Origin of the sequence: Bacillus sp. ISL-18, assembly GCF_018613415.1 — a bacterium.
GTDB lineage: Bacteria > Bacillota > Bacilli > Bacillales > Cytobacillaceae > Neobacillus.
Window position 1 is genome coordinate 1 of sequence record NZ_JAGGQG010000034.1, and the last position, 12,179, is coordinate 12,179.

Annotated in this window: 12 protein-coding genes, 1 tRNA gene and 1 rRNA gene; 11 read left to right on the forward strand and 3 right to left on the reverse strand. The window is 38.8% G+C overall.

Going from position 1 to position 12,179, the window contains the following annotated elements; translation table 11 throughout:
• From J7E81_RS29475 to J7E81_RS29495, 5 genes are all read left to right on the forward strand, one after another.
• Window positions 1-138: ribosomal RNA gene (locus J7E81_RS29475) — 23S ribosomal RNA — on the forward strand; the annotation flags it as partial.
• Between the two features lie 87 nt (window positions 139-225).
• Window positions 226-299, forward strand: a tRNA-Arg gene (locus J7E81_RS29480).
• Between the two features lie 160 nt (window positions 300-459).
• Complete coding sequence (locus J7E81_RS29485) at window positions 460-1,056, forward strand: class I SAM-dependent methyltransferase (protein WP_251028968.1); 597 nt, start codon at window positions 460-462, stop codon at window positions 1,054-1,056.
• Between the two features lie 74 nt (window positions 1,057-1,130).
• Window positions 1,131-2,015 carry an NAD(P)-dependent oxidoreductase gene (locus J7E81_RS29490; RefSeq protein WP_215047701.1) on the forward strand — a complete coding sequence of 295 codons (885 nt, stop codon included), beginning with the start codon at window positions 1,131-1,133 and terminating at the stop codon, window positions 2,013-2,015.
• A gap of 69 nt (window positions 2,016-2,084) precedes the next feature.
• Window positions 2,085-2,312, forward strand: coding sequence for a hypothetical protein (locus J7E81_RS29495; RefSeq protein ID WP_215047702.1), 228 nt, complete (start codon window positions 2,085-2,087; stop codon window positions 2,310-2,312).
• Window positions 2,313-2,368: 56 nt separating this feature from the next.
• On the opposite strand, the gene J7E81_RS29500 is transcribed toward J7E81_RS29495, so the two are convergent.
• Window positions 2,369-3,124 (reverse strand): YoaK family protein, encoded by a 756-nt coding sequence (locus J7E81_RS29500; protein ID WP_215047703.1) that lies wholly within the window; start codon window positions 3,122-3,124, stop codon window positions 2,369-2,371.
• 132 nt (window positions 3,125-3,256) lie between these two features.
• Here J7E81_RS29500 and J7E81_RS29505 point away from each other — a divergent pair, with 132 nt between their 5' ends.
• The 4 genes from J7E81_RS29505 (at window position 3,257) to J7E81_RS29520 (ending at window position 8,814) form a co-directional block, all read left to right on the forward strand.
• Window positions 3,257-3,433 (forward strand): DUF2187 family protein, encoded by a 177-nt coding sequence (locus tag J7E81_RS29505; RefSeq protein ID WP_215047704.1) that lies wholly within the window; start codon window positions 3,257-3,259, stop codon window positions 3,431-3,433.
• 265 nt (window positions 3,434-3,698) lie between these two features.
• Window positions 3,699-6,737, forward strand: a complete 3,039-nt coding sequence (locus tag J7E81_RS29510; RefSeq protein WP_215047705.1) for an efflux RND transporter permease subunit — start codon at window positions 3,699-3,701, stop codon at window positions 6,735-6,737.
• Window positions 6,738-6,931: 194 nt separating this feature from the next.
• Window positions 6,932-8,149 (forward strand): threonine synthase, encoded by a 1,218-nt coding sequence (locus tag J7E81_RS29515; RefSeq protein WP_215047706.1) that lies wholly within the window; start codon window positions 6,932-6,934, stop codon window positions 8,147-8,149.
• Window positions 8,150-8,265: 116 nt separating this feature from the next.
• Window positions 8,266-8,814: a hypothetical protein gene (locus J7E81_RS29520; protein WP_251028969.1), complete on the forward strand. Its 549-nt coding sequence runs from the start codon at window positions 8,266-8,268 to the stop codon at window positions 8,812-8,814.
• Between the two features lie 51 nt (window positions 8,815-8,865).
• On the opposite strand, the gene J7E81_RS29525 is transcribed toward J7E81_RS29520, so the two are convergent.
• Both J7E81_RS29525 and J7E81_RS29530 read right to left on the reverse strand, forming a co-directional pair.
• Window positions 8,866-9,561: a YjjG family noncanonical pyrimidine nucleotidase gene (locus J7E81_RS29525; RefSeq protein WP_215047707.1), complete on the reverse strand. Its 696-nt coding sequence runs from the start codon at window positions 9,559-9,561 to the stop codon at window positions 8,866-8,868.
• 108 nt (window positions 9,562-9,669) lie between these two features.
• A complete protein-coding gene (locus J7E81_RS29530; protein ID WP_215047708.1) occupies window positions 9,670-10,296 on the reverse strand; it encodes a cell wall hydrolase in 627 nt (208 codons plus the stop codon).
• 215 nt (window positions 10,297-10,511) lie between these two features.
• Between J7E81_RS29530 and J7E81_RS29535 the strand changes: the two genes are divergently transcribed.
• The gene (locus J7E81_RS29535; protein ID WP_215047709.1) at window positions 10,512-11,393 is read left to right on the forward strand and encodes a mechanosensitive ion channel family protein; all 882 of its coding nucleotides are present in this window, start codon (window positions 10,512-10,514) and stop codon (window positions 11,391-11,393) included.
• A 95-nt stretch (window positions 11,394-11,488) separates the two neighbouring features.
• Complete coding sequence (locus tag J7E81_RS29540) at window positions 11,489-12,136, forward strand: glycosyltransferase (RefSeq protein ID WP_215047710.1); 648 nt, start codon at window positions 11,489-11,491, stop codon at window positions 12,134-12,136.
• Window positions 12,137-12,179 lie beyond the last annotated feature (43 nt).

Genomic DNA, 12,179 nt, shown 5'->3' on the forward strand with positions numbered 1-12,179 from the left:
GAAGCCCCCCTCAAGATGAGATTTCCCATAGCGTCAAGCTAGTAAGATCCCTGAAAGATGATCAGGTTGATAGGTCAGAGGTGGAAGCGTGGCGACATGTGGAGCTGACTGATACTAATCGATCGAGGACTTAACCATAGTTTTAAGCGAACTCGTTTTTACAACTTCTTCTACATTATCTAGTTTTGAGAGAACGAACTCTCAATACAAAAATATCACTTACATGCGCCCGTAGCTCAATTGGATAGAGCGTCTGACTACGGATCAGAAGGTTATGGGTTCGACTCCTTTCGGGCGCGTCATTAGTTCTTCAAAAAAGCAGTGGATTCACTTTGTGAATTCACTGCTTTTTTCGTCTCAAATATTAGAAATGGACCACTTCCAGGGTTAAGGGGTCTTTCCCTTTTTATGCAATAGTGATAGTGTAAAACGAGAACATACATATTGGAGTTGACTAGATTGAGCCGCAGGTTTGCTGAATGGTATGATTTTTTTATGCGTCCTCTAGAAAAAAGGAAGTTTAAAAGAATTCGTGAGGACCTTTTGTCTAAGGCTAAAGGACATGTATTGGAAATCGGTTCCGGGACTGGTATTAATTTTCCTCTATATAAATCGGTTGAAAAGGTAGTCGCTGCCGAACCAAGTACTTATATGATTTACAAGTCACAAGATAAGCTTAAACAATCCTCTGTAAATATTGAGCTGGTGAAAGCAGATGCTGAAAAGCTCCCTTTTGCTGACAATAGTTTTGATACAGTTGTAGCTACACTCGTATTCTGCACAATCCCAAATCCGAATCAAGCAATGAAGGAAATGCTGCGAGTATGTAAGCCCGAAGGAAAATTACTGTTTTTTGAACATGTTAAAATGGAAAATCGGTTTCTAGGTGGATTACAAGAGTGGCTAACACCTGCTTGGAAAAGAATTTGTGATGGATGCTGCTTGAACCGAGATACTCTTATTTTAATAAAGAATAAGGATCTAATAATCAATGATATCAAAAGCTATTATAATGGGCTATTTCTTTCGGTAGAAACAATAAAGCGAAAATATTGAATCTGATTTAATATGGAAATGGGTATCTTAGACAGGAATAGTCGTTAATAAGAGAGTAATGAGGAGGAAATAAAATGAAAGAAGTCGGTTTTATAGGTATTGGCAATATGGGACAACCAATGGTATTGAACTTATTAAAGGCAGGTTTTAAAGTAAAAGTTTACAATCGGACAGCAAGTAAAGCATCAGAGGTTGTTGCGGCAGGTGCGGAGCAGGTTAGTCGTCCTTGTGATGTGACTACCCGTGGTGGAATTGTTGTAACAATGGTTGCCAACGACCAAGTATTAGAGGAATTAGTCTACAGTCAGGATGGAATCGGGGATCGATTAGGGACAGATGGTATCCATCTCTCGATGAGTACGGTCTCACCCGAGACATCAAGGAAACTAGCGCAGTACCATCAAGATAAGGGGAGTTCTTATATCGCGTCTCCGGTATTTGGACGTCCAGAGGCTGCCGCTGCCCAAAAATTGTGGATCTTGTCATCAGGGAACCATGTAGCAAAAGAAAAGGTGAAGCCTGTCCTAGAGGCACTCGGTCAGCGTGTGTTTGATTTAGGTGAAGAACCTGGCAATGCTAATGTGGTAAAATTAGGCGGGAATTTTATGATAATGGCAGCAATGGAAGCGATGGCAGAGGCCTTCAATTTGGCTGAAAAGAATGGAATGGATCGTGAGATGGTTGCTGAAGTTTATTCGTCAACCTTATTTAACTGTACTGTTTATAACGGTTACGGATCAATGATTGCGAAGAAAATGTTTGAACCAGCCGGTTTTCAGTTGGCACTAGGTCTAAAAGACTGTAATCTTGTCCTAGATGAAGCGAACAATACAAAGACTCCTATGCCACTGGCTAATTTAGTCCATAATCGTCTCCTTTCCTCCACTGCAAAAGGCCGGGGAAATCTGGATTGGTCTGCTTTAACGAAACTGACAAATGAGGAAGCTGGTTTGGAATAACCTTTTGAATAAATCCCTTTATTAAGTTAACGCTATAAGTAATATCGGAATGATAAAGGAGACATATTTGTGAAGTCATTTGAAATTACCAATATGATTATAGATGATGATTTTGCTGTTGAGGAATATGTGACAGCCGAATTCATTCATGAAAATAAAGAATATAGTGTTACATTTAAAAAAGCAGATTTAGAAATTATCAACAGCTGGGTTTTCGAGGATGGCACGTCACTACCGGTTAATATACCCGAAGAAATCATTGAATTGATCCGAAATAATATTAAAAAGAGAATTTAATCTCAAGAGGCGATAGATCATTCCCAAATACGGGAGTCATCCGCCTCTTTTCTGCTTTATGATTTATTAAGTAATGTTTTTGGGTTTGAATGTAAGACGAGCATGGCACATAGAAGAATTCCTGAAGCAATCCAAATGGCTTTTGCACCCCAATGTAATGTTGATAGTGTGCCAAGTAAGGCACTGATTAGAAAAGAGGCAATAATGAGCGTAAAGTCAAGTAATTGGTGGAAGCCTTTTCGGTCATGCATCACGATTGCAGTATAGGCCGCTTCTGCAGCAGTACGTAAATTTCCAGTTACCATTGCAGAATTATAGGGCCATTTTACTAAGGTCCGAAATGAGGAAATTTGTACTGAGGCTACAAAAGCAATCGTGATGGTAACAATCATATTTGGTACCTCAACTGGCCAAGTTCCGACCAATAAAAGAACAATACTTTCTAATAAAAGGACAGTACGGGCCGGATAGGGAAAAGTCCTGATAATATGTGGGTGTTTTAATCCTTCGGCCACGGCTACTCCTAAAACAAATGCGACAATAGGTGGAATATGTCTTAATCCTTGGTTCCATTGGCCATGTGCCATCTCAACACCTAACAAAACAAGATTACCCGTTTGGGAAGTAGCAAACACTCCGTCTCGGCTAACGTAGGTATAGGCATCCAAGAATCCCCCCACTAAGGCAAGTAATATTCCGAGCCCAACAGATTCCGCCGTTAATTTTGGCAGAACAGTCCTGCCTTTATAGAAATATCTTCGTAAATATAACCGTGCAATATGTTTGTGATCAGAGTCCTGCCTTTTTTCCATTCAGTATCTCCCAATGAATTTTGAAATTTTTCATGTTATTTTTCGTCAATATCTAAAAATTTATGTAGGAAGAGAAGCGGTAATCGAATGGCAGTTAGTTGTTTTGGAAAAGATAAAGACGAGGTGAATAGAATGGCTAATGCAAAAGTCGGAGAAATAATTACTTTTAAACGTGATGGAGAAAGCCACGAAGGCAGTGTTACCGGGGTCCGGGAAAATTCTGTTATCGTCCAATACGGTTATTCAAAAGAAAAGGATGAACCGCTAACAACCATCGTGAATCATAAAAATTATAAAATAAAAAAATAATAGTTTATTGAGAGGCAGTGTGAATTTATTCATACTGCTTTTTTATTTAATTTTAAAAATCAAAGTTGTAAAAGTTTGGTAAATTTTCCAAAAATAATTTACTTCTTAATAAAGAACAAGTATAATCATTTTGGATTAAGTGATTCAAAAATCCTAGTCGAGATAGGTCTATTATACTGATTGTCCAATACCTAGTCCTAATAAGGCCTTATTCCATACCTACATACGTACACTCATCAATAAATTTATAAGGGGGAAATTAAAAATGACTTGGTTTACAAAGTGGTCTTTTCGTAACAAAGCTGCTGTGTCACTAACGACTGTTCTAATCCTAATAATGGGGATTGTCAGTTACTTTACTTTACCAATGGAATTTTTGCCAACGGCTGATAATCCGCAGGTAACAGTAGTAGTTCTTGGTCAGGGAACAGATGTTGCTACAATGACAGATACAGTAACCGCACCAATTGAACATTCAGTTGCAGCCGTAAAAGGAAAAAGTGAGATGTATTCCACAACTGGTGATGGATTCAGTAAGATAGACCTTATGTTTGCGGCAGGGACAGATATGAAGCAGGCTGCTGCGGATGTTCAAAAAGCTATTGATACGGTCAAGCTTCCGGAAGGTACGAATAAACCGATTGTTGTCCAACTTAATACAGATATGATACCAATAGCTGACATTGCAGTTACATTTAAGGATGGCATTACAAAAGAAAATAGTAAACTAGCAGATGATAAAATTTTTCCTGCACTAAAGCAAATTAAAGGTGTCGGAAGTGTAGCCATGTATGGAAGAGGAGTAAATGAGGTTTCCGTTGTATTGGATCAAGCAAAACTGTCGCAATATAAATTGCCAGCTCAAGTTGTTGCAGCGGCGTTACAGGGACAAAACCTGGCAGCTGCTGTCGGTCAAAAAACGATTGATGGAAAAACGAGTAACATTAAGGTAGTTGGAACACTTGATAGTCTTGAAGACTTAAAGGATGTTCCTGTTATTCAAGGAGTAAAGCTCGGGGAAATTGCCCATGTTCAAAAAGCCAGTCAAGAAGATCATATTACTCGTGTGAATGGGGAAGATGCCCTGCTTGCTGTCATCACTAAGGACAGTAATTCAAGTGCGGTCTCCATTATCAAAGAGGTAAGAAAAGAAGCAAAAGCGCTCACGAAAAAATATGAGAATGCTAATGTTCGTGTTTTCTATTCAACGGCCGATATGGTCGTCAACTCGGTCACAAGCATGATAAAAGAGGTACTATTAGGGGCTTTATTTGCAACCATTGTTATTATGCTCTTTTTGCGGAACATTCGATCAACCTTTATTACCATTGTTTCAATCCCATTATCGTTGTGCTTAACGCTCTTTTTACTAGGGCGGTCAGGAATCACCCTAAATATCCTGACAATTGGTGGAGTAGCAGTTGCTGTCGGGCGTTTAGTTGATGATAGTATCGTGGTGATTGAAAATATTTTCCGTAAAATGCAGGACGAGAAATTTTCAATTGAGCTTGTAATCGCAGCTACCAAGGAAGTGGCTTCTGCCATCACATCTTCCACACTCACAACGGTGGCTGTATTCCTTCCACTTGGCTTAGTGGGGGCGGGGTTAAAAGATTTCTTACTGCCATTTGCGTTAACGGTAACCTATTCATTATTATCATCGTTACTTGTCGCTTTAACCGTTGTTCCACTGATGAGTGCAAGATTATTGAAAAAGGCCAATCTTCCGAAACATCGACCATCTAAACGGTATGTTTCAATGCTGCGCTGGTCATTAAATCATAAGTGGGTTATTTTACTCTCATCAGCCTTACTGTTTTTTGGTTCCATCGGTGCCTATTTTGTGATGCCGAAAGGGGCAGTTGATAGTTCTGATGCAGAACTAGTCACGGTTTCATTAGATTACCCGAATGAAACACCGATCAAAATAGTCCACGATAATACTTTAAAATTAGAGAAATATTTATTAGACCAAAACGGCGCTAAAGCCATTTATACACAATTGGGTAATAGTCCCGATGCCGCTCAGTATGGGGAGGTTGGGTCCCCGACATCGGCTGCTTTTACCATTGTGATGAAAAAGAATGCCAATGCAGAACGATTTATTGATCAAGTGAATAAACAAAAGGAAAATTATCCTGGTGCTGAATTACTTTCAGGCGCTGGTTCATTAACAGGCGGAAGTTCCACATCGATTACCATAGATGTAGTAGGCGAAAAAATGGCCGATATAGAGTCCAGTGCTGTGAAGATTAAAAATGTGATTAAGGATATTAAAGGGGTAGAAAAAGTAGAAACAAACCAAGAAGAGAAGAAGCCAGTCTATACGTTCTCAGTCAACCCAGAAGCTGCAAAGCCAAGTGAAGTGATCCAACAACTTGGTATGATGCTAAATCGTATACCAATTGGAAGTGTTAATCTAGATGGAAATCATACACCTGTATATTTAGAACCCATTTTAAATCCGTCCGATAAAAAGGATTTGGAAGGAATTATGGTTACAAATCAGCAAAAATTAGTCCCAATAACCTCTATTGCCAAGCTTGATATAGAAAATAAAGCAACCGAGATTCTTCATAAGGGAGGGGAAACCTATCTCCGAGTTACGGCAACCGTTGACCCCAAACAACTTTCCGTGGTTTCAGGAAAAATCAATACAAAGATTAATGGCACCAAACCTGGAACTGGTTTAAAATTTCCTGATGATGTGAAGGTATATGTCGGAGGTGCGGCTGTCAATCAAGCCAATGATTTTACGGATCTATTTATAACAATGGCGCTATCAATTGGGATTGTTTATTTAATCATGGTCATTACATTCAAAACCTTGCGTGCCCCACTAGCGATTCTATTCTCGCTCCCATTAGCTGCAATTGGGGCAATCATTGGACTGTTGGTAAGCCGGATTCCTGTTGATATTACGGCACTACTCGGCGCATTAATGTTAATTGGAATTGTTGTGACCAATGCCATAGTATTAATTGATCGGGTTAAGCAGAATGAAGTGAAGATGATTATGCGTGAGGCTATTTTAGATGCGGCTAGTACACGGATCCGACCAATTTTAATGACGGCTATTGCGACAATCTGTGCTATGCTGCCGCTATTATATAAAAAAGCAGAAATGGGAAGTCTTGTTTCTCAGAGTCTCGCTATCGTAGTAATCGGGGGTCTCGCTATTTCAACCTTGTTAACATTAGTGGTGGTGCCGGTTATCTATGAATTATTCCATTTTAAAAAGTCCAAAAAACAACGGTTTGCACATAACCAACCTGAGTTAGGGGGAGAGCCATTTTCTGGATGAAAATAATAGGAGGGAAAAGGGAGTTTAGTAAGCTCCCTTTTTTTCGTTTAATCTATTCCATAATACTTATTTATATGGTCGGGATTATCGGATATAATGGGCTTGTGCAGACTACAAACTTTATATTTCGTTTTTCGAAAGAAAATGAAATCATTATTTAGTTTACATAAATACATTATTGGAGGGTTTAAGCTATGAAGTTCAGCTATGTTTCTCATCTTGAGTGCCCAAAATGTCATGAGATTTATTCTGTAGATGAAGTAAATCAATTATGTCGTTGTGGAGCACCACTTTTAGTAAAATACGATTTAAGTGGGGCAAAATCTGTCTTTAAAAAAGCAGATTTAAACGCTCGGAAAAATAGTTTATGGAGATATCATGAACTGCTTCCAGTTAAAAGCGAGGAAAATATCGTTTCGTTAGATGAAGGTATGACTCCTTTAACACAACTAAAGAAACTTGGCGAAAAATACGCTTTAACCAATTTATATATTAAGGATGAGGGAATCATTCCAACGGGTTCCTTTAAAACTCGCGGCGCAAGTGTTGGAATCTCAAAAGCAAAAGAACTAGGTGTAGAACAGCTGGCAATGCCGACGAACGGTAACGCCGGTGCTGCCTGGGCATTATATTCTGCAAAAGCAGGGATCAAAGCGACCATAGTTATGCCACAGGATGCACCGAATATCACTAGAAAAGAGGTTGCCGTCTCAGGGGCCAATCTATATTTAGTAAATGGATTAATCAGTGATGCTGGTAAAATTGTCGCCAAGTTAATTGCTGAACAGGGTATTTATGATGCATCAACATTAAAGGAGCCGTATCGTATTGAAGGTAAAAAGACAATGGGCTATGAAATTTTTGAACAATTCAATTGGCAGGTTCCGGATGTCATTTTATATCCGACTGGCGGCGGTGTGGGGATTATCGGCATTTATAAAGCACTAGTCGAATTAAGAGAACTGGGCTGGATTACAACTGACAAGTTTCCTAGATTGGTAGCTGTCCAAGCGGAGGGATGTGCTCCAATTGTAAAGGCATGGCAAGAAGGGAAGAAGGAATCGGTATTTTGGGAAAACTCTAAGACAAATGCCTTTGGCATCAATGTACCTAAAGCACTTGGAGATTTTCTCGTCTTAGAAGCCATCTATGAAACAAACGGCTGTGCGATTGCGATATCGGAAAATGAACTTTCGGAAGCGCAAAAGCAAGTGGCAGAACTTGAAGGAAACTTCATTTGTCCGGAAGGTGCGGCGACATTTGCAGCAGCACGTATTTTACGCGAACAAAATTGGATTAAGGAAGATGAAACAGTGGTTTGCTTAAACACGGGGCAAGGCATTAAATATCCGGAAACCGTTGAAACCAATAATGTAACCTTATTACAGACGGATGATGTTATCAAAGCATGATCAATTAATAAAAAAGGTGAAAATTTCTTCGTTTTTTTATTCTAAATGTATTTGGTTCTAAAGACAGTGACACTTCAGTTCCAGAGAAACATAGGATAGTAGCGGAGGTGTCACAAATGAAGAGATGGTTAAAAGTAGTCATTTTGACATATCTTTCGCTGCTATTTTTCGGAAGTTTTATTGCGGTAGGCATGTTGGGGACAGGTACACTGGAAAAATCTTTGCCATTCATTTCGGATATTAAAATTTTTTTGTATTATTTTTTTGCTGGGGCCATTGGGGGTTCACTAAGACACCTTTATATGTTCTGCACCCACTATATGGACGACGAGTTACAAGATTACCGAAAGTGGATCATGTACATTTTTTATCCTATTTTTGCAACCGGCACGGCGGTTGTAGCGGTTACCATTATCCAAAGTGGGATATTATTAATTCAATTTACGGATTATCAAGATACCCCTTATGCCCCAATAAGTATAGCTTTCTTTGTAGGATTTGGTTTTAACCGCTTTGTAAAAAAGCTAAACACAGTATCAAAAGATATTTTTCAGACGAATCGTAAGAAAAGTAACGGGGATGAAGAAAAGATTGATGAACCTGAAGAAACAACGAATGAACAATCGGAAAGCCTAAATCATCCTTCCAACAACGGTTCAAAATAAATAATAAAACCGCCATGCATAACACATGGCGGCTATTCAACGTGGTCAGGATTAATGATTCAGATTTAAAATGGGATATAGCTCCTGAAGATTCCGGATTTCATAGGTGGGTATTATTCCAGTATCATTTGGTTTACCCATTGGGTTAAACCAGCAAGTATCAAGACCAGCAAGCTGTCCGCCTTTAATATCAGAGCTTAAGGAGTCCCCGACGATTAAAGCTTGTTCTGGAGAAACATTTGGAATTCGTGCAAAGACATAATCAAAAAATTCCTTCATTGGTTTTTGAAAACCAGTATCTTCTGAGACAAAAATCTCCTTAAAAAGCGGGTGAAGGCCTGCATCACGCAATCGTTTGTCCTGTGTCTTGGAAACCCCATTTGTAACAATGTATAAATCAAAGTGATTCCGCAACTTGGAAATTAGTTCAAGTGCACCACTGATTAATTGATGGCCTTCTTCTAAATAGCCCCGGTAGTTCTTTTCTAATAAAACACCATCAACGATTTGACCGTATTCCTTAAATAAGAGGGAAAACCGGGTATTTACGACTTCATCTCGAGCCATTTTTCCTTCTTCAAATGATTTCCACAGCCCCTGATTTAATTTTTTATAGTTTGCTTCTATTTCTGTTGTCAGTGGGATATTTTGACTTTCAAACAAGAGTTTTAAGGCTAACGCTTCAGCAGCAGCAAAATCTAATAATGTATCATCAACATCGAACAATATTGTTTTATATTGTTTCAAGCTAATTCCCCTTTGTTTCTATAAGATTCATTGATTTTTATTTTACCGTAGAAAAGCGCCAGGTGCTATCCATTTAATTGAAAGGCATCTGGCGCTTGGTTTATTTAGTTACTTTTTAAATACGTGGTGGCCAATAACAAGGGTTGTGGTTTTGGAATCTAGCCAGCGATTGGTGGCAGTGGACGGATTATAGAAGAATAACGAGCCTGCGGCTGTATTACGTTTTTCATCTAAGGCTTCCTGTACCGCTTTGATGGAGTCTCCATCAGCCGGCTGATTAATGGCCCCATTGCGGACAGGTTGAAATTGCCCTTTTTGATAGATCACCTCTTTAATGGAGTTAGGGAACGCTGGACTGGCAACTCTATTTAGGACCACACAGGCGACAGCGACTTTGCCTTGGTATGGTTCACTTTCGGCCTCGGCACGGACCAATCTTGCCAGCAAATCGAGTTCATTTTCAGAATAACCTACTGTTATTTCAGGTTTTGAAGCAGTATGTACAGCTTGTCCAATTGCATTTACTTCCTGCAATTCTGTATGGATCGTTTGTCCAACATAAATTAAATCAAGATTTTGTATTTGCGGATTTAGACTTGCTAATTCTTGTAATGAAAGATTGTGACTTCTAGCAATTCCTGACATTGTGTCCCCGCTATTTACGGTATAAGCAAATGCTGGCGAGGTAAATAGTAGGGATAACAGAACGGTTATAACAGTCATTAATTTTTTCATTGTATTTTCCTCCAGTCGAACTCTCTTATTTATGTCTATTTCTATGAATGGATTCGCTAGATTAGTATTACAGAGTTTTACAATTACATTACATAATAAAAGAGTTGTTAGTATTGGAAGAATCATTTGCTAGATATCAAATTACTATGAAAAATAATCTGGAAAATATAGGTCATGCTAAGAGGTGATTCTATTTTTAAAAAGGAAGTGAATCGATGGAACTTTTAACCTATACAGAGACATTCTTAAAATATATAAATGATTATTTAATCTTAAGAGTTGTGTTTATGATCCTTCTCCTCTCGGTTTCTTCTTTTGTGATTAACCGGAGTGTCGATTGGTTTTTTCGTAAATCACATTTATTAGAGGATGAAGTCGAGCAGACCATTCAAGGGGTTATCCGATCTGCCTTAAAATACTCTTCCGTGACCATTGTGATTGTGTATCTCATCGGCCAATTTATGAACTTAAAGGGCTTATTAGCGGGTGCAGGAATTGTTGGTGTTATTGTTGGTCTTGCAGCCCAAGAGGTTTTAAAAGATATATTATTGGGATTGGTCAGGCTGTCAGATCGAGAGTTTCGAGTCGGAAACTATGTTACTTTTAATGGTAATAACTCTGGAACGATTGAGGAGATTGGCATCCGTTTTATGCAAATTCGTGAATGGTCTGGCAAACTTTTGACCATACCACATGGGGAAGTTAGGACAATTCAAAATTTTAATAAAGGGAAAATGCGTGTAATCGAACGAATGACGGTCAGTTACCAGGAAGATCCTCAAGAAATGAAACAGTTAATGGAACAAGTTTGCAGTATCTGTAATGAAAAATACTCCCAATGCCTATTAAAAATGGAGGACGGCAGCCCAGAACAGAAATTTCAGTTTATCGGCATAACTGATCTTAACCCTAATCATAAATATGTTGGGTACGAGCTATGTATGGTAGGTCTGGTTTGGCCGGATGATTATTTTGAGGTATCGAGGCAGGTAAGGTTTGAATTATTAAGGGTATTTCATGAACACCGGATTAATATGCCTGGGATGGTTTTCTATAATGAATCCTTAGTAAGTCAAACTCATCCCGGAAAAATGTAAATTTTTGATTCGGGACTCTGGACATGGTTGCATAAGGAAGGAAAATGTCCCGATACTAAAACTAAAAGAGAAACATCCGAAAAGGAGAATCATCAATGAAAAAACAACTAGCCGCATGTTTGGCTGTCTTCACCTTTGCTTTTACAGCCTCTCATTCACTCGCAGGGGCAGAAGGGCGGCCAGCACCTCAGCGGGTTTGTATTAATCAATCAGTGATTGAACTAAAGTACCCAATGCAAAAGCTGTGGATCGAACATGCCTGGTGGACCAGAAGCTTTATCGTTAGCAGTTTGGCTGGACTTAAAGACCAAAATGATGTACTGGCAAGGTTATTACAAAATCAAGTGGATCTTGGAAATATAATTAAACCTTATTACGGAGAACAAGCTGGGAACAAGCTGAACAATTTACTTAAGGAACATATTCTGATTGCCGGGAAAATTATTGAGTCGGCAAAAGCCGGTGATCAAGCGAAGGTTAACCAATTCAATAAAGACTGGATCCGCAATGCTGATGAAATTGTTACATTCCTTTCGAATGCCAACCCGAATTGGAACAAACAGGTTCTATCAGATATGTTTTATACCCATTTAAAATTAACAATAGCTGAAGTGGAATACCGATTGAAAGGGGAATGGGCGGCTGATATCAAAACCGCCGATACCAATGAGACCCATCTTATTCATATGGGTGACTTTTTAACAGATGGAATTGTGAAACAGTTTCCTAATAGATTTAGATAAAAAAGAAGGAAATCAATCGTAAATATGACGAAAGATTCCTTCC

Bases quoted from the DNA above. Each gene is read 5' to 3' on its own strand.
- J7E81_RS29500 (WP_215047703.1), bottom strand. From the start codon at position 3,124: ATGGAAAAAAGGCAGGACTCTGATCACAAACATATTGCACGGTTATAT.
- J7E81_RS29490 (WP_215047701.1), top strand. From the start codon at position 1,131: ATGAAAGAAGTCGGTTTTATAGGTATTGGCAATATGGGACAACCAATG.
- J7E81_RS29505 (WP_215047704.1), top strand. From the start codon at position 3,257: ATGGCTAATGCAAAAGTCGGAGAAATAATTACTTTTAAACGTGATGGA.
- J7E81_RS29510 (WP_215047705.1), top strand. From the start codon at position 3,699: ATGACTTGGTTTACAAAGTGGTCTTTTCGTAACAAAGCTGCTGTGTCA.
- J7E81_RS29515 (WP_215047706.1), top strand. From the start codon at position 6,932: ATGAAGTTCAGCTATGTTTCTCATCTTGAGTGCCCAAAATGTCATGAG.
- J7E81_RS29535 (WP_215047709.1), top strand. From the start codon at position 10,512: ATGGAACTTTTAACCTATACAGAGACATTCTTAAAATATATAAATGAT.
- J7E81_RS29540 (WP_215047710.1), top strand. From the start codon at position 11,489: ATGAAAAAACAACTAGCCGCATGTTTGGCTGTCTTCACCTTTGCTTTT.
- J7E81_RS29530 (WP_215047708.1), bottom strand. From the start codon at position 10,296: ATGAAAAAATTAATGACTGTTATAACCGTTCTGTTATCCCTACTATTT.
- J7E81_RS29520 (WP_251028969.1), top strand. From the start codon at position 8,266: ATGAAGAGATGGTTAAAAGTAGTCATTTTGACATATCTTTCGCTGCTA.